This is a genomic window from Kutzneria sp. NPDC051319, assembly GCF_040682195.1.
GTDB lineage: Bacteria > Actinomycetota > Actinomycetes > Mycobacteriales > Pseudonocardiaceae > Kutzneria.
This window is the reverse complement of sequence record NZ_JBFBAM010000009.1, coordinates 201,234-220,854: the sequence shown is the minus strand read 5'-3', so window position 1 is coordinate 220,854 and position 19,621 is coordinate 201,234. Positions and strand designations below refer to the sequence as shown.

The 19,621-nt window shown below is 67.3% G+C and carries 22 protein-coding genes; 11 read left to right on the top strand and 11 right to left on the bottom strand.

Annotation, left to right across the window (positions count from 1 at the left end; genetic code table 11):
- Window positions 1-65: 65 nt before the first annotated feature.
- The 4 genes from AB0M73_RS12200 to AB0M73_RS12185 all read right to left on the bottom strand — a co-directional run bounded on the left by AB0M73_RS12200 (window position 66) and on the right by AB0M73_RS12185 (window position 5,286).
- The gene (locus AB0M73_RS12200) at window positions 66-2,882 is read right to left on the bottom strand and encodes an AAA family ATPase (RefSeq protein ID WP_363890225.1); all 2,817 of its coding nucleotides are present in this window, start codon (window positions 2,880-2,882) and stop codon (window positions 66-68) included.
- Window positions 2,883-2,980: 98 nt separating this feature from the next.
- A complete protein-coding gene (locus tag AB0M73_RS12195) occupies window positions 2,981-4,162 on the bottom strand; it encodes a 3-deoxy-7-phosphoheptulonate synthase (RefSeq protein WP_363890280.1) in 1,182 nt (393 codons plus the stop codon).
- A gap of 203 nt (window positions 4,163-4,365) precedes the next feature.
- Window positions 4,366-4,749: a VOC family protein gene (locus tag AB0M73_RS12190; protein ID WP_363890222.1), complete on the bottom strand. Its 384-nt coding sequence runs from the start codon at window positions 4,747-4,749 to the stop codon at window positions 4,366-4,368.
- 63 nt (window positions 4,750-4,812) lie between these two features.
- On the bottom strand, window positions 4,813-5,286 hold the full coding sequence (locus AB0M73_RS12185; protein WP_363890219.1) for an AtaL-like protein: 474 nt from the start codon (window positions 5,284-5,286) through the stop codon (window positions 4,813-4,815).
- Window positions 5,287-5,504: 218 nt separating this feature from the next.
- Between AB0M73_RS12185 and AB0M73_RS12180 the strand changes: the two genes are divergently transcribed.
- Window positions 5,505-6,959, top strand: coding sequence for an MFS transporter (locus AB0M73_RS12180; protein WP_363890216.1), 1,455 nt, complete (start codon window positions 5,505-5,507; stop codon window positions 6,957-6,959).
- A gap of 63 nt (window positions 6,960-7,022) precedes the next feature.
- On the opposite strand, the gene AB0M73_RS12175 is transcribed toward AB0M73_RS12180, so the two are convergent.
- Window positions 7,023-8,630, bottom strand: coding sequence for an FAD-binding protein (locus AB0M73_RS12175; protein ID WP_363890214.1), 1,608 nt, complete (start codon window positions 8,628-8,630; stop codon window positions 7,023-7,025).
- A 43-nt stretch (window positions 8,631-8,673) separates the two neighbouring features.
- Entirely contained in the window at window positions 8,674-9,408 is a 735-nt protein-coding gene (locus tag AB0M73_RS12170; RefSeq protein ID WP_363890212.1) for a glucose 1-dehydrogenase, read from the bottom strand.
- 227 nt (window positions 9,409-9,635) lie between these two features.
- On the opposite strand from AB0M73_RS12170, the gene AB0M73_RS12165 reads away from it, so the two are divergent.
- The 3 genes from AB0M73_RS12165 to AB0M73_RS12155 are packed head-to-tail and all read left to right on the top strand — an operon-like array spanning window position 9,636 to window position 12,439.
- Window positions 9,636-10,127 carry an AtaL-like protein gene (locus AB0M73_RS12165; RefSeq protein WP_363890210.1) on the top strand — a complete coding sequence of 164 codons (492 nt, stop codon included), beginning with the start codon at window positions 9,636-9,638 and terminating at the stop codon, window positions 10,125-10,127.
- Between the two features lie 45 nt (window positions 10,128-10,172).
- Complete coding sequence (locus AB0M73_RS12160; RefSeq protein WP_363890208.1) at window positions 10,173-10,778, top strand: helix-turn-helix transcriptional regulator; 606 nt, start codon at window positions 10,173-10,175, stop codon at window positions 10,776-10,778.
- The gene (locus AB0M73_RS12155; protein WP_363890206.1) at window positions 10,775-12,439 is read left to right on the top strand and encodes an FAD-binding oxidoreductase; all 1,665 of its coding nucleotides are present in this window, start codon (window positions 10,775-10,777) and stop codon (window positions 12,437-12,439) included. The genes AB0M73_RS12160 and AB0M73_RS12155 overlap by 4 nt, the downstream gene beginning before the upstream one ends.
- Window positions 12,440-12,738: 299 nt before the next feature.
- Here the strand turns inward: AB0M73_RS12155 and AB0M73_RS12150 are convergent, their stop codons facing one another.
- The 5 genes from AB0M73_RS12150 to AB0M73_RS12130 all read right to left on the bottom strand — a co-directional run bounded on the left by AB0M73_RS12150 (window position 12,739) and on the right by AB0M73_RS12130 (window position 17,154).
- On the bottom strand, window positions 12,739-13,008 hold the full coding sequence (locus AB0M73_RS12150) for a hypothetical protein (protein WP_363890203.1): 270 nt from the start codon (window positions 13,006-13,008) through the stop codon (window positions 12,739-12,741).
- 89 nt (window positions 13,009-13,097) lie between these two features.
- A complete protein-coding gene (locus AB0M73_RS12145) occupies window positions 13,098-14,180 on the bottom strand; it encodes a pentapeptide repeat-containing protein (protein ID WP_363890201.1) in 1,083 nt (360 codons plus the stop codon).
- A gap of 177 nt (window positions 14,181-14,357) precedes the next feature.
- Entirely contained in the window at window positions 14,358-14,972 is a 615-nt protein-coding gene (locus AB0M73_RS12140; RefSeq protein ID WP_363890198.1) for a hypothetical protein, read from the bottom strand.
- Between the two features lie 641 nt (window positions 14,973-15,613).
- On the bottom strand, window positions 15,614-16,291 hold the full coding sequence (locus AB0M73_RS12135) for an HAD family phosphatase (RefSeq protein WP_363890195.1): 678 nt from the start codon (window positions 16,289-16,291) through the stop codon (window positions 15,614-15,616).
- A complete protein-coding gene (locus tag AB0M73_RS12130; RefSeq protein ID WP_363890192.1) occupies window positions 16,288-17,154 on the bottom strand; it encodes a GntR family transcriptional regulator in 867 nt (288 codons plus the stop codon). The genes AB0M73_RS12135 and AB0M73_RS12130 overlap by 4 nt, the downstream gene beginning before the upstream one ends.
- Before the next feature lie 134 nt (window positions 17,155-17,288).
- Here AB0M73_RS12130 and AB0M73_RS12125 point away from each other — a divergent pair, with 134 nt between their 5' ends.
- The 7 genes from AB0M73_RS12125 to AB0M73_RS12095 all read left to right on the top strand — a co-directional run bounded on the left by AB0M73_RS12125 (window position 17,289) and on the right by AB0M73_RS12095 (window position 19,592).
- On the top strand, window positions 17,289-17,711 hold the full coding sequence (locus AB0M73_RS12125) for a hypothetical protein (RefSeq protein ID WP_363890190.1): 423 nt from the start codon (window positions 17,289-17,291) through the stop codon (window positions 17,709-17,711).
- Window positions 17,712-18,002: 291 nt separating this feature from the next.
- Window positions 18,003-18,188: a hypothetical protein gene (locus AB0M73_RS12120; RefSeq protein WP_363890187.1), complete on the top strand. Its 186-nt coding sequence runs from the start codon at window positions 18,003-18,005 to the stop codon at window positions 18,186-18,188.
- Window positions 18,185-18,415, top strand: coding sequence for a hypothetical protein (locus AB0M73_RS12115; RefSeq protein ID WP_363890184.1), 231 nt, complete (start codon window positions 18,185-18,187; stop codon window positions 18,413-18,415). The genes AB0M73_RS12120 and AB0M73_RS12115 overlap by 4 nt, the downstream gene beginning before the upstream one ends.
- Window positions 18,408-18,800, top strand: coding sequence for a hypothetical protein (locus tag AB0M73_RS12110; protein ID WP_363890181.1), 393 nt, complete (start codon window positions 18,408-18,410; stop codon window positions 18,798-18,800). The genes AB0M73_RS12115 and AB0M73_RS12110 overlap by 8 nt, the downstream gene beginning before the upstream one ends.
- Window positions 18,801-18,804: 4 nt before the next feature.
- Window positions 18,805-19,080: a hypothetical protein gene (locus tag AB0M73_RS12105; protein WP_363890179.1), complete on the top strand. Its 276-nt coding sequence runs from the start codon at window positions 18,805-18,807 to the stop codon at window positions 19,078-19,080.
- Between the two features lie 3 nt (window positions 19,081-19,083).
- A complete protein-coding gene (locus AB0M73_RS12100; RefSeq protein ID WP_363890176.1) occupies window positions 19,084-19,260 on the top strand; it encodes a hypothetical protein in 177 nt (58 codons plus the stop codon).
- Window positions 19,261-19,388: 128 nt separating this feature from the next.
- Window positions 19,389-19,592 (top strand): hypothetical protein, encoded by a 204-nt coding sequence (locus AB0M73_RS12095; protein ID WP_363890173.1) that lies wholly within the window; start codon window positions 19,389-19,391, stop codon window positions 19,590-19,592.
- The last annotated feature ends 29 nt before the right edge of the window (window positions 19,593-19,621 follow it).

Genomic DNA, 19,621 nt, shown 5'->3' with positions numbered 1-19,621 from the left:
CCCCACGGGATTCGGTGTGCACACGGTGCCGATTCGACTGTGCCCGCCGATGATCCCCGGCCGCATCACGCCTTTGCGTGATCCTGGCCCATGGTGTGCTCCATGACCTTGCGGGTGAGCTCGACCCGCGTGGACACGCTCAGCTTGGCGAAGGCATGGCGCAGGTGGGTGTCCACGGTGTGCGGCGACAGGAACAGCTGCGCGGCGACCTTGCGGTTGGTCAGGCCCTGCGCGACCAGCCGCACGACCCGTTGCTCCGCCTCGGTCAGGCTGTCCCAGCCGGTCTTCCTGGCCGCCGGCCGGGTCACCTGGCCACGGCGGCCGCCGAGTGCTCGCAGCGCCTGCTCGACCCGGGCGTGATCGCGCTGGGCGCCGCAGCGTCCGTAGATGTCCAACGCCTCGTCCAGCAGCAGCTGGGCCGCGGGTTTGGCGCCGGCGGCCTGTTCGGCCCGCGCGGCGTCCTCGGCGGCAGCCGCCCGGGCCAGCACCCGTGGACTGGACCGGTAGGCGCGGACCGCCGCGGTGAGCAGCACCCGGTCGTCGCGCAGCAGGCCGTTGGCGTGGGCCTCGGCACCGGCCAGCGAGGCGATGTCGGGGTTGCGGGCGGCAAGCCGGGACATCGCCGTGGCCGCCCGCGAGGCCACCGCGGGCGCACCGGCAGCCAGGGCCAGTCGCACCAGCTGCGGGGCCACCCCGGGATCCTGGGTGAACAGCAGAAGACGGTCGGGCAGCGCGTCAGACACCGGGGCCAGCCGGGCCAGCGCGGCCGCATTGTCGCCCTCGGCGACGGTCACCGAGGCCAGCGCCCAGTTCAGGTCCTCCGGCGCCTCTCCGATGCCGGCGGAGGTCAGTGTCCTGGCCCGGTCCAGGAATCCGGTGGCCTCGGGCAGCCGGTCCCGGCGCAGCGCCACCTGGGCGAGCGTGCCCAGCAGTGCGATGGCCAGGGCGTGCGCCCCGAATCGCTCGGTGACCAACAGACCGGCCTCGGCCTCGACCTCGGCCTCGTCCAACCGCCCGGCGGCCAGCCGCAGTTCGGCACGGTAGAAGTGCCACAGCGGCAGCGACCAGACCACGCCGACCTGGCGCGCGTCGCGTTCCCCGGCCTCCAGCAACGCGTCGGCCTCGGTGAAGCGGTCCGCCGCGCCGAGCGCGCGGGCCAACCACAGCGTCGGCTGCTTGCGTTGCGCGGCACCACCCGCACGGGCCGCCAGCCCGACAGCGTCGCGCGCCAGCTGGATGGCGGTGTCCACCTCGCCTCGGCTCAGCGACACCATCGTGCGCGCGGCCAGCCCGAACACCACCGCGTCCTGCTGGTCGGTGGCCTGGCCTGCGGACATCGCCCCGGCGCCCGCGGCCTCGGCCTCGTCCATTCGGCCCGAGAACAGCAGCGCGTGCGCCCGCACGGCGAGCAGATGAGCCCGAGCCGGGCCGGGCACCGCGTCCCGGTCCAGCGCGCACCCGGTGATGTCCAGGACGGCGGCGTGCTCGCCGACGTGTTTGAGCGCCTCGGTCAGCCCGACCAGGATCGAGCCCTGGCTGGTGGGATCCAGTCCCGGGATGAGTGCGGTGCCGGCGAGTTCCCTGGCCTCGGCCAGCCGTCCGACCGAGGCGAGCAGCCGGACCGCGTCGGCCGACACCCGGATCCGCTCCTCGTCCTGCTCGTCCATCACCTCCAGGGCGCGCAGCAGCAGCCCGGCCGCGGTGTCGGGGGTCCGCTGCTCGATCGACGCGGCCGCGTCCAGCAGCACGCCGATCGCCCGGCGATCCCCCTTGCGCGCGCCGCGCACCACGTGTTTGGCCACCTCGGTGACCGGGCGGCTCTCGGCGAGCAGCACGGTCACGGCCTCGCGGTGCAACGCGTGCCGCACCGGACCCGGGAGCCGTTCGTACACCGCTTCCCGCACGATGTCGTGCCGGAACGCCAACTCGAAACCCGCGTGCACCAACACATCGGCGCGGACCGCTTCCTCGGCGGCGTCGAACAGCTGCACGGCCGGCACGCCGATGAGCCCGGCCGCCTCGTGCAGCGTGACCGGGCCGCCCACCACCGACACGGCGTCGACCAGCCGCCGCGCTTCCGGGCTCAGCGAACGCAGCCGCTGGTCGACGATGTTGAGGAAGACTCGCGGCAGCTCGGTGGCCGCCAGCTCGGCCCGGCCGCCGTCGATCGCCACCCGGCCGTCGTCGAGCAGCGCCCGCAGGAGTTGCTCGACCAGGAAAGGGTTTCCGCCGGACCGCCGGACCAGCTCCAACAGCGCGTCGTCCGGAACCGCGCCCAACGCCAGCTCGCACAGCCGCGCGATGCCGGCCTCGGCCAGCGGCGGCAGGGTCAGGGTGTCGGCGCCCTCGGCGGCCAGCCGGTCGACCGCCTGTCGCGTCGGCCCGTCCCCGGTGTCCAGCCGGCGCGCCAGCAGCCACAGCACCGGCGAGCTGCGCAGGGCCGGCACGAGGATCCGCAGCGCCAGCGCGCTGAGTTCGTCCGCCCAGTGGATGTCGTCGAGAATCACCAGCAGCGGCCGGGTCGCGGTGTACTCCTCGATCAGGTCGCCGAGCCGGTCGAGCACCCAGAACCGGCTGCTCTTCTCGTCGGCCAGCTCGGCGATGGCCGCGTCGTCCAGCACCGGCGGGTCGGCGGCGCGCAACGCCCGCAGCAGCGCGCTCAGCGGGGCGATCCGGTCCAGCTCGGCCGCGGCCGCCCTGGCCACCGCGAGGCCCTGCTCGCCGGCATGCACGGCGATCTCGGCCAGCAGCCGCGTCTTGCCGATGCCGGCCGGCCCGTCCACCAGGACGCAGCCACCCGTGCCGTCGGCCACCGCCGCCATCGCCACACGCAATCGCCGCACGGCGGCCTCGCGGCCGACCAACGGATTGCCAGGCACCATGCCCGCAGTCCTCCCCCGGATGCCGACAGAACGCATGAACGCCCTCGTGTCCTCCACCGAGCCTACCCGGCCGCTCCAGTGCAAATCCCGGATTCCGGTCAGCGCAGCACCGCCACCCGGGTCCAGGCCTCGACCAACCCGAGCGCCTGCTGGGTGTTCAACCTGGGGTCGCACAGCGTCGTGTACGGGCCGTTCGCATCGTCCTGTTCGGACTCAAGGCACTCACGCACCGGCAACGGCGTGGTCTCCAGATGCAGACCGCCCGCGTCGACACCCTGCGCGGCGAGCACCCGCTGGAACTCGGTGACCTCGTGGCGCAGCGCGGGCAGCAGCCGAGTCTTGCGGCCGCCGACGCTGATCGTGTTGCCGTGCATGGGATCGCACAGCCAGATCACCGGACGGCCGGCCGCCCGCATCGCGGCCACCAGGTCAGGCAGCCGGTCGGCGACCAGGTTCGCCCCCATCCGGGCGATGAACGTCAGCCTGCCCGGAATCCGGTCCGGGTCCAGGGCCGCGGCCAGCGCGACGGCCTCCGCGGGCGAGACGCCCGGGCCGATCTTGCAGGCGACCGGGTTTGCGACCGAGGCGAGCAGGCCGACGTGCGCGCCGTCCAGCCGCCGGGTGCGATCGCCGATCCACGGCCAGTGCGTCGAGGTCAGCAGCGGCCGGCCGGCGTGGTCCCGGTGGACCTGGGGCAGCTCGTAGTCCAGCACCAGCGCCTCGTGACTGGCCCACACCGCCGGCTCCCCCGGCACTACGGTGCCGCTGCGCAGGAAGTCCAGGGTCCGCGCGGCCGCGTGGTGACAGGTGAGCATGCGTCGCGGATCCGGTCGACGGCTGGCCCGGTCGAACTCCGGGCCGTTGACCAGCAGCCCCCGAAAGGCCGGCAGCTCGACGTCGCCCCGTCGTTCGGTCGGGTTCGACCGCGGCTTCGCGAACTGCCCGGCGATCCGCCCCACCCGGATGACCGGTTTCCCGGAGTTGGCCCGCATCAGTCCGGCCAGCGAATCCAGCAACCCGACCTTTCGGCTGACGAAATCCGGCTCGCACTCCCGGAGGTCCTCCGCGCAGTCGCCGGCCTGAATGACCTGGAGTTCGCCCGCCGCCACCTCGGCGAGCAGTTTTCCCAGCGTCGCGACCTCGTCCAGGCCGACAAGCGGCGGAAGGGCCGCGAGTTCGGCGCGCACGGCGGCGACGGCGGAATCCTCCTCCCATTCCGGCTGCTGTCCCGCCGATGAAGAAGATAATCTTCCGTCGACAACACCGGGTGGATCAGAAATATTGTTCGCAGTTTCCCGTGATAGGTCGCGGGCCACCGGTTCCCCCCTTGAATGCTCCGACCATGATCGTCGTGCATGCGCCGAATTCGGCCTGCATTACCAAACTAGCCGAAGCGGAGCGGGGGCCGCACTACTCGTGCGGGTAGTGCTGGATCGGCAGCGGGGCCGGCGTCGAGGTCGACGCCGGCCCCGGTCGGCCGAGCTCAGGACTTCGCCGCGTACTCCCACAGCCCGACCGTGTTGTTCTCGGTGTCGGTGAAGTAGGCGACGAAGCCGAAGTCGCCGACCGGCGTCTTCGCCTGAACCCGTCGGCCGCCGTGGGCCTCGACGCGCTCCAGGGTCTTCTCGATGTCGTCGACGCCGATCGTGACCACCGGCACGGTGATCGGCGCCTGCCGCGCGGCGAACGCGCCGTTGATGGCGCCGGCGTCGGTCGGCTGGCCGTACTCGTCGCTCGGCGCCGTCCGCGCCAGCGCGGACCCCGGCCCGGTCGGGATCAGGCCCCAGCCGAACACCTCGCCGTAGAAGCTCGTCGCCCGGGCCAGCTCGTCCGCCGGCAATTCGAAATGCACTACACGTCCGGTCACCGTCGTGCCTTTCCTCGTGTTCGTTGCTGCGCAGGCGAGCCCATTGTCGAGAACAACGGGCTCCTAACGGTCGATCAGCTGCTGGTTCAGCTCCGCGTACAGCAGCGTGGTGTTCACCGTCGCGCGGGCGGTGTCGTAGAACAGCAGGTCGTTCTCGGCGATGAAGCCGGGTTCCCGGCGGCTGCGCTCCAGACCGGCGGGGGACAGCACGGCGCCGAAGGTGAAGGTCAGCCGGCCGGCCTCGTCGGCGCCGATCTCGTTCGTGATGACGGCCAGATCCGGATTGTCCAGCTGCTCGAACACGATGCGGTTCGGGGGCTCCAGGCGAACCCGCTCCCGAACCGTGAAAGCACCCCGGAGCACGATTTCCCGAACGAACTCGTCCCCCCGGTCCTCGATCACTCGCGCCGCCGTGATGGACGGCACGTAGCGCACCGGATTTCTTGCCTTGCCGACCAGGATTTCCCAGAACGTGTCCGCCGAGAGCCGCACGCCCTCGGACTCCTCGACCAGGACGGTATGGTTGAACGACACCATACGAATCAGCCCTCCAGGGATATATGTTGCGGCGCCTACCGTCCCGGACCGGCCGAGCGAGGCGCGTCGCGCGTTTCCGATGTGATGGTGCCCAATTGACCCGGGATGCCGCATCACGGGAACACGTGATGTCGATGGCCTTCGACAGCTCCATTATCGATACGCGCGCGGCTTGTGAACGCGCAGGCCCACCCGACTTCGGAAGCGAGCTCACTCGAATGGACAGTCAGATCAATGGAGGGCGGCCCGCGACCGCGGAGCCCGCGCGGCCCGCCGCCGGCGGCGGGCCCTGGCGGGTCTTTTGGGTCCTGGCCCTGATCGAGTTCATGTCGGTGATGGACGCGTCGGTGGTCAACATCGCGCTGCCGTCCATCCAGCACAACCTCGGTTTCTCGCCCACCACCATCGCCTGGGTGGTCAACGGCTACGTGGTGGGCTTCGCCGGCTTCATGCTGCTGGCCGGCAAGGCCACCGACATCGTCGGCCGCAAGCGGCTGTTCGTGGCCGGCGTCGCGATGTTCGCCGTGTTCTCGCTGGCCTGCGCGGCGGCCCAACAGCCGTGGCAACTCGTGTTGTTCCGACTGCTGCAGGGCATCGGCGCGGCGCTGGTCACCCCGGCGGCGCTGGCCCTGATCACCGACATCTTTCCCGAAGGCCCCCAGCGCAACAAGGCGATCGGCATGTTCAGCGGCATGGCCGGCGTGGCCGCGCCGGTCGGCCTCGTGCTCGGCGGACTGCTGACCACGGCGGCCTGGCAGTGGATCTTCCTGATCAACGGGCCGATCGGCCTGATCGTGCTGGTGGCGGCGATCCGGCTGCTGCCATCGACGGTGCCGTCCGGCGGGGGTTCGCTCGACGTGATCGGCGCGGTGACCGCGACCGGCGGCCTGGTGCTGCTGATCCTGGCCACCGTCGGCGGCAGCGCGCAGGGCTGGACGTCGGCGGCGACGCTAGGCGAGTACGCCGGGGCGCTGGTGCTGCTGGTGGCGTTCGTGGTGCGGCAGCGGACGGCCGCCCGGCCGATGATCCCCACGGTGCTGCTGGGCAGGCGTTCCATCGTGTTCGGCAACACGATCTTCGCGCTGGTCGGCACCATCCTGATCGGGACGTTCTTCCTGATCACGCTGTTCCTGCAGAAGGTGGAGGGCTTCGGCTCGACCGAGGCGGCACTGATCTACCTGCCGGTGCCGATCGGCATGCTGCTCGGCACCCAGGTGGCGCCGCGGCTGCTGGGGCGCGGCCCGCACAACGTGCTGATGCTCGGTCTGCTGGTGCAGACGGTGGCGCTGGCCGCGTGGGCGTTGACGATCAGCGAGCACGGATCCGTCGTGATGACGTTCGTGGTGCCGGCGACGGTCTGGTCGTTCGGCCTCGGCATGTCGATCGTGTCGTCGTTCGTGGTGTGCACCATGGGGCTGGACGGCCCGATCGCCGGCGCCGCCTCGGGCCTGGCCACCACCACCTACCAGGCGGGCGGGGCACTCGGCCTGGCGGTCCTGGCCGTGGTCGCGGACAGCCGCACCGAGCACAACCTCGCGATCGGCGCGCCGGACGGTCCGTTGCACGCCTTGGTGGTCGGCTACTCGACCGCGTTGTGGTGCGCCGCGGGAGTGGCACTGGTCGGTGCGTTGCTCACGCGGCTGATCATGCGCCGCAGCGCCGCTGCCGCCTGATCGCGGAGTGGACGACCGACGATCGCGGCCGCCGGGCTCACACCCGGCGGCCGCGACGTCCGGTCAGGCCGTTTCGACCGACAGCGCGTGCCGGAACCGGTTGCCCGGGTCCCACTTGCTCTTCACCTGGCGCAGCCTCGGGTAGTTCCCGCCGTAGTACAGCGTCGACCAGGGCACGCCGGAGGTGTTCCAGGCCGGATCGGCCAGGTCGACGTCGGCGTAGTTGATGTACGCGCCGTCCTGCCGGTCGTTCGACACGGGCACGCCGCCGGTGCCGGCGAACACGTCGCGGTACAGCTCCCGCACCCACGCGATGTTGGCCGCGTCGTCCCCGTCGTTCCAGAACGTCACGAACTGCGGCTTGAGCACCGAGTCCCGCTGGACGACCGCGGTCGCGTCCGGCGCCACGGTGTTGACCTGTCCGCCGTAGGACGTGATCAGCAGCAGGGAGAACGGGTTCTGGTGGTCGGTGCGGGTCAGGTGGTGGTGTATCGCGGCGATCTGGCCGTCGGTGAAGCCGGTCTTCAGATAGGCCGACTTGATCTTGAACCGGAACGTCGGGTTGCGCCCGCCGGTGAAGCCGGGCCATTCCACCCCGTGCAGCCAGGGCAGGCGGCGGCGCTCGTTGACGATCGGGGTGGCGCCGGTGCCGGCCGACATCGCGGCCAGGAAGCCGTCGAGCGTCTGGTCGGCGTTCGGTCTGGAGCCGTCGACCAGGGTGGTCAGCGCGAACGAGCCGGCCACCTGGTGCTGGGGCTTGAGCTGGCTGAACAGTCCCTGGTCGGACGGGTCGAGTCCACTGTGGTCGGTCATCCAGTCGCCGTAGTTGCGCAGCAACCGCGCGAAACCCTGCTCGGTGAGCGAACTCCAGGGGAATGACACGTCCGACACGAGCACCTCGGCGGGCGGTCTGGGTAACAGCCCGCCGGGGTCACCGGTGCCGGCCCCGGGCGAGCGGAACCAGTACTTGGTGACGATGCCGAAGTTGCCACCGCCACCACCGGTGTGGGCCCACCACAGATCCCGGTTCGGATCGTTGTCCTCACGAGTGGCCACCACCGTCCGGACCGTCCCACCCTGATCCACCACGACAACCTCGACGGCGTACAGATGATCCACCGTCAGACCGTGCAACCGGGACAGCGCGCCATATCCGCCGCCCGCGATGTGGCCCCCCACTCCGACCGACGGGCAGGTGCCGCCGGGAATCGTCACCCCCCAGCCTCGGAACAACGCCTTGTACACCTTCTCCAACGTCGCGCCGGGCTGGGCGTAGAAGGCGCACCGCACCGGGTCGTAGCCGACGTCGGACAGCTGGGCGAGATCCAGCACCACCTGCACGGCCGGATCGGCCACGAAGTTCTCGTAGCAGTGCCCGCCACTGCGCACCGCCACCCGCTTGCCCACCGCCACGGCCTCGCGCACAACCGGCACGACCTGGTCGGCGCTCGTGACGATCCGCACGGACTGCGGCTGACCGGTGAACCTCAGGTTCGTGCCCCGCACCAGGTCCCCGTAGCGCGGATCGGTCGGGCCTACGGTCAGCGCGCTCGGCGCGACGGTGTCGCCGGTCGCCGCCTCGGCGACCGGCGACATCAGACCGTTGGCCAATGCCACACCACCCCCCGCCGCGAGTCCCGTCAGGAACCGGCGGCGTGTGACTCCGAACATGTGCAATTCCTCCCCTGAATCACATGAATGTCCGGCGGATTCCCTAGTTGAAGCCGCCGTCGACGTAGATGGTCTGGCCGGTGATCCAGCCGGCGTCCGCGCCGGTCAGGAAGGACACCACGCCGGCGACGTCGGCCGGCAGGCCGAGCCGGCCCAGCGGGGTGCCGTTCACGATCATGGCCAGGTTGGCCCGGGCGTCGGGACCGAGCATGTCGGTGTCCGTCGGGCCGGGTCCCACCGCGTTCACCGTGATGCCCCGGCCGCCCAGCTGGTGGGCCAGCGACCGGGTCAGCACCTCCACCCCGGCCTTGGTGGCGCCGTACACGCCCAGCATCGAGACGGCGGCGGCCGGCACCCTGGCGCCCACGTTCACGATCCGGCCGCCGTCGGCGAGGTGCCGGACGGCCTCCTGACCGGACAGGAACACACTGCGCAGGTTGACCGCCACCACGCGGTCGAACTCGGCTTCCGACATGTACTCGATCGGCCCGCCCGCACCCATCGCGGCGTTGTTGACGACGATGTCCACGCCGCCGAACTCGGTTCGGGCCGCCTCGTACACGGCGCGCACGTCGGCGGCCGACGAGACGTCGCCGGCCACCGACATCGCCCGCCCGCCGGCCTTCCGCACCGCCGCGACGACCTCCTCGGCGCCCTCCTTGTTCTTCTGGTAATGCACGACGAGCTGGGCGCCGTCACGGCCGAGCCGCTCGGCGATCGCGCGTCCGATGCCCCGTGAGGCGCCCGTGACGATCGCGGTCTTTCCCTCTGCCGACACGTTTCGTATCCTTTCGATCACACAGTGGTTTCCGCACACTTCGGCCGGCCAGAACATCCGGCATCCGATAATCTATTCAGTCTTGATCAGCAAGAAATCACGTGAACACGTGATGCCGGCGATGCGCGGCCCTGCGAGGCTCGTCACATGGCCGCCTCGTTGGGCTGATCCATGCTCGGCCACGGCGGCCCGTGACACATGATCGTCGCCAAGAAAGGCTGAAATCAGTGCGAAACCTGGTTTCAACGCTTCCCGTACAGCTCAGCGTGGAAGAACTGTGGACCGGCCTGCGGAACAAGGCAGAGAATCCGGTCGGCTACATTCCCGCGATCACCGCATGCTCCGTGCTCGAAAAGACCGAGGCCGGTTTCGTCCGCGAGATCACCATCGCGGACACCGTTCGACAACAGGAGCGCGTGACGTTCGAACCGAAGCGGAGGGTCGTTTTCGAACAGCTCACCGACCCAGACCTCGAAACGATCATCAATCAGATCTCCGTTGACGGACAAGGGGTTTCGCTCACCCTGACGATCGTGCTGTCCCCGGCCGGAGCGGAACGCGCGGAGCGTGAACCGGAATTCCTGTCGAAAACAGAGGCGTACTTCGCTGGTACACTGGTCACGATAGTCGACGAGCTGCACCGCACCGCGACCGAACAGAAAACGGTTACAGGCAAGACGGGGAACAAGGGGGACGCCGCGGTCGGCGGCGGTGAATGACCAGCTCGCACAAGGCTGTACCTGGGTGATTCTTGGGGGGGAATCATGTCCGATTCGACCGATCCTGCGCGTCCCGACGACAGTCCGGCCGCCGAGCGGGTCTCGAACCAATCCGGCCAATCTCCGGCGCTTTCCCTGGACTGCGAGTACTTCTTGCAGGTGGCCGCCGTCGTTGGCACGGCCTTCGTTCCGGGCGAGGTCGCCCTGCTGCTGCGACAACCGGTGGCAGCGCTGTTGCCGGTCATCAACGAGGCACTACGCAACCGGGTCCTGTGCCAGGGCGACGACACCCTGTTCTTCCGGGACGGGACGGCGCGGCAGGACATCCTGGAACGCATTCCGGTGTCCGTGCTGCGGCAGCTGCGCACCGAGGTCCGGACGATCCAGCTGCGGCTGCCAGCCCAGCGGGTCGGTCGACCCGGCCCGGCCCGCACCGGTTCGGACACCGCCCAGCTCGGCTGCCTCACCGACACCGAGCGGGTGATCGCCCAGCTGGTCGGCACGGGCATGACCAACCGGCAGGTGGCCACCCGGGTCAGCCTGTCGCCGCACACGGTGAACTACCACCTGCGGCGGATCTTCAGAAAGCTGGACATCCGGTCACGCGTCGAGCTGGCCCGGATCCTGCCCGGAGAGGAGTTGACCGCGTGAGCGGCCAGCAGATCAGCCGCCGCCGGATACTGGCGAGCGCACCAGCCACCGCCTTGTTGGCCGGCCTGCCCGGCCGGGCCGCGGCGGCCGAGCAACCGGGGGCCACCGCCGGGCCGGGTGACACCGTGGTCGTGCGTCCCGACGATTCCCGCTACCCGGCACTGGTGGTGGGCAACAACACCCGGTGGCAGGCCCGTCCGGACCAGGTCGTGCTGCCCACCACGACCGAGCAGGTGGCGCACGCCGTGCAGGACGCGGTGCGCGGCGGCCGGCGGCTCACCGTGCGCAGCGGCGGCCACTGCTACGAGAACTTCGTGTACGACGACAACACCCGAGTGATACTCGACCTGTCGCTGCTCGACCAGGTCGACTTCGACCCGGCCATGCGCGCGTTCGCCGTGCGGCCCGGGGCGAAGCTGTCCCAGGTGTACGACACCTTGCTGCGCCACTGGTCGGTGACCATCCCCGGAGGTTCGTGTCCCTCCGTGGGCGCGGGAGGTCACATCATGGGCGGCGGCTACGGCCTGCTGTCCCGGTTGCACGGTCTGACGGTGGATCATCTGTACGCCGTCGAAGTTGTTGTGGTCGATCAGAGCGGGACGGTCCGCACAGTGGTCGCCACTCGTGAGGACAACGACCCGAACCGGGATCTGTGGTGGGCCCACACCGGTGGTGGCGGCGGAAACTTCGGCATCGTCACCAAATACTGGATGCGGTCGCCCAACGCTGTCGGCAGCAGTCCGCAGTCGCTGCTTCCCCGACCCCCGGCGACCGTGTTGGTGAACATGGTCGGTCTGGACTGGGCGAGCATGGATCGCGCCACCTTCACCCGACTCCTGCGCAACTTCGGCCGCTGGCACGAGGCGAACAGCGAGCCGGACAGTCCTTCCCGTGTGGTGTCGTCGATCCTGGCGCTCAACCACCGCAACGCCGGCGCCCTCGGGATGCTGATCCTGGTGAACAGCGACGCACCGGACGCCGGCACCCGGCTGGCCGAGTTCCGCGCCGCCATCCTGGACGGCGTCGGCGCCTCGATTCCGGCCACCGGGCGGATCGGCGACATCGCCGCCTCCCCGGAACTGGCGCAGCCAAGGCGTTTGCCGTGGCTGCAGGCCACCCGGCTGCTCGGCGTCAGCACGCCGCCGCTGATCGATCCGACCCTGCGCGGCAAGCACAAGGCCGCGTACTTCCGCCGCGCCCTGCGCGACGAGCAGGCCGGTGCCCTCTACGACCAGCTCACCCGCACCGACGTCGCCAACCCCGCCTCCGGCGCCGTGCTGTTCGGTTACGGCGGCCAGGTCAACGCCGCCGGGCCGGACTCGACCGCCGCGGTCCAGCGCGACTCCGTGCAAAAACTGCTGATCCAGTCATTCTGGAGCGACCCCGCCGCCGACCCCGCGAACATCGGCTGGGTGCGCGACGCCTACTCCGGCGTCTTCCCCGACACCGGCGGCGTGCCCGTGGCCAACGAGCTCACCGACGGCTGCTACATCAACTACCCCGACGTCGACCTGGGCGACCCCACCTGGAACCGCTCCGGCGTGCCGTGGCCGACGTTGTACTACGGAGCGCACTACCCGCGCCTCCAGCAGGTCAAGGCCCGCTGGGATCCGCTGGACACCTTCCACCACGCCCAGTCGATCCGCCTACCCGGAAGCTGACCGCCCGCTCGTCAGCGGCTGTCCCCCTGGGTGATGGACGCAGTCACGAATGCCCCGCCCCGGAAACGGGCCACAAGATAAAACCCCCAGGTCATTGACCTGGGGGTTTGGCTCCTCCAGCTGGACTCGAACCAGCAACCCTGCGATTTGCCGTTTGATCTTGCTGACGTTTGCCATTGTCACCCACCCCCTTGCGGCACTTGGGAAATCTCTCTGCCGTCGTTGCTGACGCTTACCATCATCTGCGGGTGCCTGCCGCCCAATTACACGGGTAAAGCATGGCGTTGATCTTGATCCCGCTACTCCGACAGCCCCGCGGTCGGCCCCTCCGGCCCGTCCGGCTCCGGCAGCCGCCGCAGCACCTCCCCCACCATCTGCGTGAGGCTCCGCAACTGGGCGTCCACCGAGTCGAACCGCCCGGTGTGGGCCGCCAGCGTCTCCGTGTGCTCAGTCTGCGTCGCCGCGATCTCCGCCAGGTCCCGGTCCACCCGGCCCGTGTACCAGCGCGTCAGCCGGTGGTCGTGCTCCAGCTGCCGTACGCGCTGCTCAAGCTCGTCATCATCAGGCACGAGCCAACGGTACCGCCTTGCACTGATGGCTAGCTATCTTCAGCTGGGGAGCAGTTGCCGTAGGTTGACAAGGCGCGATCAGGGCGACATCACGATTCACTGCTATCGGCGATACTGACTACATTCCCCCAACGGCCTTCACGCCCCAAGGGATGAGATGACTCCTCACCCACCTCGACAGTGTAGCCGTCCGGCCAAATACGCTCCACCGTAGATGAAGTATCCAACCGAACGATCGCTTGGTCAAATTTGACATACTCGCCAAATGTTGCCCCGCCAAATTTAACGCCAGCGTCAAATTGAACATCATCAAAAAAGGCCACGTCGCCAAACTTCGCCTCACCAAACCCTACATAATCCCTAAACTGCGCTTCAGAAAAGTTCGCGCTTCCCTCAAATCTCGCACCAACAAACACCGCCATCCCATTGAACGCCGCCCCACCAAACCAAGCGTAACCGTCAACCTCTACGCCCCGAAACCACGTCGCGCCAACGAAAGTCGTCCCCGTGAAGTTGGCAGTGCGCACCCGACAATAGGCTAGATTGAAGTCCAGGAGTGTGGCCCCAGTTAGGTCCAAATCAACGCCCTCCCACAACGCTTCACCAGAGCGAGCGCCGAGATGCGCGGCAATGATACGCTGTGCGGTTAGCCGCACTTGCCGTTCTTGTTCGCACTCGGATTGCGTCGCCTGTGTCACATTGTCGCCAACAACGCTCCCCAGTCCAAATGTCAATGCACCACCGGAAACTACCTTCGCAGAATCGACCAAATTTTCCGAGAATGAGAAATCTGGCGGAGCATAAGGCATTCGCAGATATGCACACAACACATTAACAATGGTCTGACGTTGCGTTGACGCGCCCTGCGCCAGACCTTCTAGTGCATACATTCCCGCCAGCCGCACCGGAGCCTTGTCCGAACCCAATTGGTCGGCAGCTTTGGTAAATCGCTCTGCAAAGAGCTTTGCATCTTCACGACGCTCGGCAGCCTCACTAAGATGCTGCCTACGGTAGGCAACAACAAGGGCAACGACCGCTCCAATCCCGCCGGCAACGGAAAGTACAATCTTGGCGAGATCGAAACTGTTACTAGTCGTCCACGTACCGCTTTCCAGCAATGGCCGCCCCAGGGCGAACCATATAAGGATTCCAATGAACGCGGTAGAGGCCATAGCCACCACGAGCACGAGCGCTATGTGAATTCCCAGGGGCAGCAGGAAGACACTGTCTCGTTTACGGCGACGCATCAGTGAGTGGGGTAGGGGCATGACGGACAGTCCTACCGCACCATAGCGAAATCGAATGCGTCATTTGACACATTCACTCCAGGCATGCAAGATCCTTCTCCCTTACTCGTCGCCGTCCGCCGTCGTAAAGGCGCAGCCGCACGCGCCGCAGGTGATCGGGGCCTCGGCCAGCGTGGTGCGGGCGACACGGATCTTGCGGGAGCAGGCGCATACGGCGACGGCCAAGTTGGTGCTCTTCTTCTTGCCGGTCGCGTTCACCTCGGCGTAGCGCCAGGCGACAAGGGCAGCGCCCAGCTCGTCCAGTTCCGCCGCGTATGCGTTGGCGGTCGTCTCCGGGACGGTCGTGAGGCTCCACCCGATGGTCATGTCCTCGGCGAGCGTGAGGCCCAGCTCCTCGCCCAGCGCCTTGAACTTGGCGTTGTGGTACCGGCCCTGCCGGGAGGTGTCCTTGATCTCGCGAACGTGGGCCAGGCCGTGAGCGGCCTCGTGAAGCAGCGTTCCGAGCACCTCCAGCGCGCCCCGCTGCAAGCCCTCGCCGGAGATGAACAACTCCGGGAGTTGCTGCTCCCCGTGCTGCCAGCGCGCGGCCGCGAAGTGTCCGAGGCGGGTCTGGCCGGCCTTCATGCCCAGCGTCCCCGAGCCGAAGGTCACGACCACTTCGGGCACGTCGGGGTGGCGCTGCTGGATAGCGCGCCAGGCTGCTTCGAATGCGGACACGAGTTGCGTGGTAATGGTGGTGAGCGTAGCGGCTGGTGCGGACATCGCTGGCGCCTCCCCTACCTTGCTTGTTGTATCTCCATTCTAGCTCTTTGACACTTAATCGTCAAGATATATCCGCAGGTAAACCGCCATTTCCGAGAACTCCTCACCCACAAGGGAGGGCCTCCGTGCCATCCCGTCGACCTGGCGCAGCCCGATCACGCGTGTCAAGGGGGCACTTACCCGCTGTCCGGTGGCTTGGGCTGGGTCGGCCCCCTTGACGCGTGTGATTGCCCTCGGGGAGGTCGATGGGATGGCACGGTCAAGGTCACGCCCGAACCGCAGCCGGCTCTACTCCCCCGCCATCCTGTTGGCCTGCCTAGCGGCGAGCGTCCTCTTTGGACTGGACACCTTCCCGCGGCTTGCCGCTGCGGGCTCCTCGCGGGGGGATCTTCCGCTGGTCGTCTATGCCGGCCGCGTGCCCCCGGCCTACGCGGCGCGCCGGGGGCCGGAGGTCCCCTTGGCGCGACCGCAAAGTGACGAGGCCGGATAAGGGCTGAGCGGCCGGCTTGGGCATGGACGACCAGCGGCCCCCGTGAGGGGGCCGCCTTGATGGAGAAAAGAAACTATGAACGAGTGCCTAGGCACGTGACGTCCGCCTAGTCGCCAGCGACCGCGAGGGCAAGCGGTTCGAGCGTTGTGACCACGGCATCGGCACCGGCGTCGGCCAGCTTCTGGACCTTCTCCACACGATTGGCATAGCCGACGGACCGCGCGGAGACAGACTTCGCCGCGACCACATCCGTGACACTGTCACCTACCAGTAAGCAATCATGAGGCGACAAATTCAGGCCATCAGCGGCGACACACAGTGAATTCGGATGTGGTTTCATCAGATCCGGCCTAGCGAATTCACGCCCTGAAATTACTGCTACATACCGCAAAAGATCTCGGGATTCGAGGTATAGACGAATTGCACCCGCCGAGTTATTACTCACGATGGCAACCGGCCTGCCACTCCGAAAAGAAGACCTTATCAGAGCATCGGAATAGTTCGCAGGTTCGGCAGTACGTACCGCAGATTCTTCCGCAAGGCACAACCAGGTTTCAACCGACTCAACAAGGTCAGGATGCCGCTCGCCGATCCAAACAAGGATAGCGAGCGGATCCGATTCTACGTCTACAGGGCGTACATCCACGCCTTGCTTGGCGATACGGTCACGAAGGTGCGCAGCGACGTCACACGCTGCCCAGCCAGCAAAAACGGAGCAGACGGGTCCATCAAAGTCGAGAAGAAGACCTTGCGCCGCAAGCATGAGGTCGCCAGCTGATGTCATTCGGCGTACTCGCGACTGATCGTGTCCCACACAGAGTTGAACCAAGTTTGCGCTTCCTCCACATAGCTCTTGCCCGGCAAACCGCTGTCGTCGGCGACCGAGAAATGAAAGAGTGCAGCATCTTTGCCCATAGGATCGAAGATCGGCACGGGCTTTTTGTCGATGGTGACAGTGTGCTTAAGAACAGGATAGAAGCCAAAGAAGGCTTCTTCGCCATTAATGATGTAGAGCTTAAAAAGAGGCGAGGCACTGTGCACACGAACCTCAGCCTTGGTTGAATTCAGCAAGCCGAGGTCTTCAAGTTCCGCTACGGCTTCGACAATCCCTTCGACCGCCCGGCGCGTAATACGACCCGAACGCTTTCGAACAGCGGGGTCGTCTTCCTCAATATCGCTTCGCCGAGGCAGCGCAAGCGGCACGTTAGTGTCAGAAAGCAAGATTCGAACAGCAAGAGTTTGAGGAGTAAGACGCCCCGCACGAACCTTGTCGAGAATCTCAGCAATCGTGTTGTTCAGTGTCTCCCCTGAGAAGCCAGCGAAGTCAATCGTGACGTCCTCTCGCTCGAACGCCGCTTCGATGTGCGGCCGCAGACCTACCGGCTTCTGGGTCTGCGCACGGACGTAGGCCCCACTCCCCTGGCGACTGATGATCAGCCGTTCCGACTGGAGAGGCTCAAGCGAGCGCTTGACGGTCTCGCGTGCGACGCCGTACCGCTGAGCGAGGGCGGGCTGCGAAGGCAACTTGTCCCCCGGCTCGAACTTGCGCGTGAGGATCGCAGCCCGCAACAAGCTCGTGAGCTGCTCCGACACGGGACGCGTGTCGTCTGGGTCCAGGTCGTCCAGGTCGTCCACATCAGCAGGCATGCAGGTCAGAGTACACCTGACTAGCCAAGACGGGTGACTTTACAGTCCGGTGTTGACATGGCTAGCCAGGTAAGGCAGATTGGTCATCACACCGCCTGGCTAGCCAGGAAGTACAACTGAGGAGATGACATCCGATGCTGAAGAACATCCCCGCCATCCTGGACGGCTACCGCCTGATGATCGTGGAGGCGCCCGAGATGAAGATGCGCAAGACCAAGGAGAACGGCCGGGAGATCCTGATCCCGGACACGATCTTCGGCACCGACGACCCCAAGTACACGGTGACGCTGTTCTGCAAGAAGAAGGCCTCGGCGGACGGCTACCGACAGAAGGGCGAGGAAGTCAAGGTCACCCTGACCAGCGACCCCGGCTCGGACTTCGAGGAAGGCCAGTACGTGAGCCTGCGGAACCTGTCGGTGAGCATCACCGCGATGCCGCACCGCAACGCCCGCCGGGACACCGGCACCGAGGACGCGATCGGCTACGTCGGCTGGTCCTTCGTCGCCGAGGGCCTGACGCCCGAGTCCCCCCACATGGCGGCCCGCACCGCCGCCTGACAGCTTCGCCTGTGCCCCCAGGAGATCGCGGTGGGGCCGCCCCGTTCAAGTCGGGCCACAGGCACTAGCACAGCGTTGGAAGGCGTCTTCTCGCGATGACGCGCGCCGTAAACCGTTGCGCTTCTTGTTCTTTGAGAACTCCACAGTGGATAGAGCCATGCCTAAATCCGGCTGATCTCAGGCGCACGAAGTCGTTGTGCGCCGGGGGATTCGGTCGCCCCCGGACCACGTGTCTACACGAGCGTGTGCCCGGGGCCGGCCGTGTTTCCGCAACTGGAATGGAGAAAAAGGATGGCACGCACCACGTTGACGCTCGTCCGCATCACCCCGGCTGCGGGGGACGAGGACGCGCCCAACCCGTACCGGGTCGCCGGACTGCTCACCACGCGGACCGGCAACAAGGTTGTGGCCTTGTCGACCCGCCGCAACCCGAACCGGCCGCCGTACACCAACCCGACCGGAAAGGACGCGGCGTGAACATCGACAACCCTGACGAGGCGTTGCACTTCGCCCGGGGCTTCCTGCGGTCCGCGCTGCGGCGCGTGGTCGAGAACTGGCCCGAGCTCATGAGCACCAGCGACGGCAGGGACACGGTCCTGAACGAGGTGACGGTGGCCGTGTCGCTGCTGGAGATGGACGGCCCGTCGCTGGTCCTGTGGGCCAACGTCGTGGGCGACATGACGGGAGGTGACGGTCGTGAGTGAGGACCTGTTCGGCAACACGATCGAGGACACGTCGACCGCCAAGAAACCGCCGAAGGTGGTCAACAACATGGAGACCATCAAGAAGGTGTTGGAGTACGCGATCAGCTCGCGTCCGTACGTGCTGATCGGCCCGACCGGTCAGCCGCACCGCCTCGGCGAGGACGGCATCGTCCGGCCGCTGATCTTCTGGGAGGCCGACGCGCTGCACCAGCTGATCACCAAGAAGCTGGTCACGGTCGGTGGCAACCACCGGTTCCAGACCCGCTACGGCGAGAAGACCGGCCAGTCGGTCCTGGTGCCCAGGAACACCCGAATCATGCTCAGTCGATGGAACGCCCTCAAGCCGTTGCCCAGCAACGGAAACGCAACACGAAGGAGCGCATAGCACCATGCCGAAGAAGACCGTGAAACAGATGATGCTGCGGCGGGCCAAGCGCAAGTACGACACCATGCTGACCTGCGTTGAGGTCCTGGTGTCCACACTGCCGGTGGCGGAGCGCGAGATCCGGCGGATGAACCCTCGCGTCAAGGGCCGGACGTACCGCCTGGCCAGCCAGGACGACTTGCTCAAGCTCGTCAAGGGTGTCCGGGACAAGCTCGTCGGATTCTCCGAGGACTGCAAGAGGCACGAGACGACGCTGACGACCAAAGATTGGACGGTGTGACCGATGAACAGCATCGACCGGCTCACGACGGAGATGGACGAGGCCATGGCCCAGCTCAAGCGCTCGATGCGGGGAATCCCGGTCGCGGCGTTCGCTGGCAGCCACAAGGTTCTCGCTCGCGCGCTGGCCACGCTGCACACCGAGCTGCGCTGGGCCCGTCACGCGGCCATCGACGAGTAGCAGACCGCAGAACACTCCCACCGCTTGACGCTTAAGTGTCAGACGGTCGGTGTTGGCGCTGTCCCTGGACGCCCTCACGGTCACGTCCAGGTACGGCGGGAGCACCGTCCACACAGGAAGGAACGCCAGTGAGCAAGCTGACCACAAGCACGGAGAACAGGATCTCCATCCTGACCCAACAGATCCAGGCCGCGTACGAGCACGCGTTTCCGACCGCCGAAGACCGCAGCAACGGCGTCGGTCACTGGGTCACGATGGACATCGCTCACACCGTCGGTGAGCTGACCCGCTTGGCCATCTTGGTCGAGTACGGCCACTTCGACGACAAGTAGCTACGACTTCGGTTCCGGTGCTGGCGCTG